This window comes from Streptomyces sp. XY431, assembly GCF_001279805.1.
Lineage (GTDB): Bacteria > Actinomycetota > Actinomycetes > Streptomycetales > Streptomycetaceae > Kitasatospora > Kitasatospora purpeofusca.
In genome coordinates, this window is record NZ_LGDO01000214.1 from 1 (window position 1) to 3216 (window position 3216).

The 3216-nt window shown below is 75.7% G+C and carries 3 protein-coding genes; all 3 read right to left on the reverse strand.

Annotation, left to right across the window (positions count from 1 at the left end):
• Positions 1-285 precede the first annotated feature (285 nt).
• The 3 genes from ADK60_RS20660 to ADK60_RS20670 all read right to left on the reverse strand — a co-directional run bounded on the left by ADK60_RS20660 (position 286) and on the right by ADK60_RS20670 (position 3095).
• Positions 286-1266, reverse strand: a complete 981-nt coding sequence (locus ADK60_RS20660; RefSeq protein WP_053647992.1) for a hypothetical protein — start codon at positions 1264-1266, stop codon at positions 286-288.
• A 100-nt stretch (positions 1267-1366) separates the two neighbouring features.
• Entirely contained in the window at positions 1367-1723 is a 357-nt protein-coding gene (locus ADK60_RS20665; RefSeq protein WP_053647994.1) for a DUF6204 family protein, read from the reverse strand.
• Positions 1724-1835: 112 nt separating this feature from the next.
• Positions 1836-3095, reverse strand: coding sequence for an MFS transporter (locus tag ADK60_RS20670; protein ID WP_053647997.1), 1260 nt, complete (start codon positions 3093-3095; stop codon positions 1836-1838).
• Positions 3096-3216 lie beyond the last annotated feature (121 nt).

A 3216-nucleotide genomic window follows, 5' to 3' on the forward strand; every position in this document is an offset into this window, starting at 1 on the left:
GTTCCGGCGGGCGGTGGCCTGGGCGGGTTCGGGCGGTGGCGCCGGTGCGGTGCCCGGGTTGGCGGAGGGGGCGGCGCGGGCCGGGTACGCCGATCAGGCGCACCTCACCAGGGAGGTGCGCCGGTGGTCGGGGGTGTCGCCGACGGTCCTGCTGGGCCGGGCGGCCGCGAAGCCGGGTGAGCCTGGTGAGCCGGATGGGGCAGCTCGGGCAGCTCGGGCAGGTCGGGCAGGTCGGGCGGGTCGGGCGGGTCGGGCGGGTCGGGCGGGTCGGACCGGGAAGCCCGGTCAGACGCCCCCGGGGGCGTCGTAGGCGCGCAGGGTGAGCAGCGCCTGGAGGGTGACACCGGGGCGGGCCTCGGACTCGGTGCTCGCCGACCAGCGGACCCAGTGGATCGGCCAGCCGCCGTCCGGCTGCTGCTCGGCGGCGAGGTGGTCGAGCCCGCGGGCGAGCTCGGCGGCGGTGAACCAGTGGCGGGCCAGGCTGTCCGGCCGACGGGCGTAGTCGTGCGGGAGGTGGTACTCGCCCGGTGCGTAGCCGGGGGAGACCCGGGCGTCCTCGGGCCGGGTCGGGTCGAGCAGGACGATCCGCTGCTCGCGGACCAGCGTGCCCAGGCGCGCGGCCTCCCGTCGGGCCCAGGCGGTGTCCGGGGCGGCGTCGAGGAAGCGGATCGCGGCGCCCGCCTCGTACGGGTGGGTCTCGCGGAGGTTCTCGACGGCGGTGCGGCAGAAGGCGGTGGCGGCGGTGAGCCACGGGTGGACGATGCCCCGGCGGAGCAGCGGGGCGACGATCTGGCCGGTGGACAGCAGTGCGCCGACCGGCGGCTCGCCCTCCTCCGGCACCGGCACGAACGGCGGGTGCGGGTAGGGGCGCAGGCTCGGCAGGACGACGGGCACGCCGCCGTCGGGCGCGGCGACGCCCGCCAGCCAGTCGCAGACCGCCCGGGCACGGGCTTCGTCCAGTGCGCCGGCCTCCTCCAGGACGAGCAGCGCGCCCGGGACGGCGATGGGTTGGGCGGCGGGCCCGCGCACGTCCGGTTCGAGGCCGTAGGCGTAGCCGCCGTCGGCGGTGCGGTGGGCGTCGAGGGCGGCGAGGAGGCCGGCCGGGTCGCTGCTGGGGTCACTGCCGGGGTCACTGCCGGGGCCGCTCTCGCCGCCGAACAGGTGGGCGAAGCGCCGCTGTTCGAGGACGCGGCCGGAGGTCCAGAGGAACCGGGCGGCGGCGTCGAGGCGGGCCCCGGTGAGGCGTGCGGTGCGGGTGCGGGTCATGACTCGACCGTAGGCGGGCCGGAGGTGGCCGTCTTGAACGATTCGGACGTGCGCGCGGGAGTGTCGTGGGCGGAGCTGTGGTGGGCGGGTGCGACAGCCGTCAGAGTTCCTTGGCGGCCGCTCGGCGCTGCCGCTTGCCGAGCGGGGCCTGGGAGAGGTCCTCGGCCTGGGAGCGGAGGTTCTTGTGGCCGTAGCCGCGTTCGTCGAGCCAGGCGCGCGCCGACTGCTCCGCGCGCTCGGTGGCGTCGAGGATGTCCTCCTCGGCCTCGCCGCTGTCCTGGTAGCGGAACGTGAAGACCGCACGGGCGTTCAGGTCGTAGCTGAGGTGGCCCTCGGGGGTGAAGGCGGCGTAGAGGACGTTGTGCTCGGCGGCCTTGGACTGCAGCTCGGCGTGCTGCTCGGGGGTGAGGCCGTCGAAGACGCCGCGGACGGTGATGCGGAAGGTGCGGGTGGTCATCCGGCGAGCCTAGTTCGCGGGGCGGCCGGTGGGCGAAGGGTTTTGCGGCGGTCCGGTCCCCGCCCCCCGGCGTCGGGAGCGGGGAGCGGGGACCGGACCGGGGCTGGGTCGGTCAGGCCTCGTGGAGGGCGGCGGGGGCGGTGGCGGTGGAGGCCGGGGCCGCGTCGAGGGCGGGCCAGGCGATCCGGGTGGCGCAGAGCGCGACGACCAGTGCCGAGGCCGCGACCACGCCCATGCCCCAGGCCAGGCCGGTGGCATTGGCGACGAAGCCGATCACGGCCGGACCGGCGAGCAGTCCGGTGGTGCCGGTGGCGGCGACCAGCGCCAGGGCGTCGGACCCCTGCCGGGCGGCGGCGACGTAGACGCAGGGGGTGACGGCGGCGATGCCGAGGCCGACGCAGGCGAAGCCGATCAGGGCCGGCACGACGCCGCCGACCAGCAGGGCGAGCGCCAGGCCGAGCCCGGCCACGGTGCTGCCGACCCGGACGATCAGGCCGTCCCCGAAGCGGGTGCGCCAGCCGTCGGCGAACAGCCGGGCGAGGACCATCATCACCGAGATGACGGCGATGCCCAACGGGGCCAGCTGGGGCGAGGCGTGCACGACGTTCTTCAGATAGAGGGCGGACCAGTCGTTCATGGCGCCCTCGGTGATGGTGCCGAAGACCATCGCGACTCCCATCCAGACGGTGATCCGGGAGGGGAGCGGGATCCCGCGGCGCTTCGGCGGCGCTGCCTCGGCGGTCTCCCTGTCGGTCCTCCCGCTGGTCTTCCGGTCGGCCTTCTCGTCGGCTGCGGCCGGCTGCGGGTCGTCCGCCAGCATGCCGGTCCGGGCCAGCAGGAGCAGCAGGGCGAGGACGGCGGCCGCGATCGCGAAGTGCGCGGAGAGCGTGGTGGTGACGATGTTCACGCCGGAGGCGAGCAGGGCGGCCAGGCCCAGACCGGCGCTGAAGGTGGCGTGCAGCCTGGACATCGCGGTGCGCCCGAAGCGGACCTCCAGCGCGGCGCCCTGGGCGTTCATCGCGACGTTCAGGAAGCCCACCGCGACGCCGTCCAGGGCGGCCACCAGCAGCAGGACGGGGAAGTTCGGGGCGAGGGTGAAGCCGGCCAGGACCAGGCCGAGGGCGAGCGCGGACACCGTGGCGAGGGTGCGCGAGCCGTACCGCTTCATCATCGTGGCGACGAGCGGGAAGGAGGCGGCCGCGCCGATGCCGGAGGCCATCAGCAGCAGGCCGATCCGGCCGTCGCTGAGCTCGAACCGGGTCTTCAGGGCGGGCAGGCGGGAGACCCAGGTCGCGTACTGGAAGCCGAGGAAGCAGAACAGCGCTGCGATGGCCAGGTGCGCCCGCAGGAAGTCGTCGCGCACGCGGAGCATGTGCATCAGTCCGATTCTTGGGTGGGGGAGGTCGTCACTGGGGGAGGAAGGGGGAACGGCGCCGGGGGGGGAGGGGGCCGGGGCTGGGGGGGGCGAGGGGTGGAGGGTGCCGGGGCTGGAG